Below are 263 nucleotides of genomic sequence, written 5' to 3' on the forward strand. Positions count from 1 at the left end.
GCTTATGCCTTTGCACTAACCTCCTGATGTCCGACCAGGATTAGCTAACCTTCGTGCTCCTCCGTTACTCTTTAGGAGGAGACCGCCCCAGTCAAACTACCCACCAGACACTGTCCGCAACCCGGATCACGGGTCCACGTTAGAACACCAGCCATTAAAGGGTGGTATTTCAAGGTTGGCTCCACGCAGACTGGCGTCCACGCTTCAAAGCCTCCCACCTATCCTACACATCAAGGACCAGTGTTCAGTGTCAAGCTATAGTA

Annotated in this window: 1 rRNA gene; it reads right to left on the reverse strand. The window is 52.9% G+C overall.

Annotated features, from left to right (window positions below):
- Positions 1–263: ribosomal RNA gene (locus ACU8YC_RS28710) — 23S ribosomal RNA — on the reverse strand; the annotation flags it as partial.

Source organism: Citrobacter sp. VF227, from assembly GCF_052950715.1.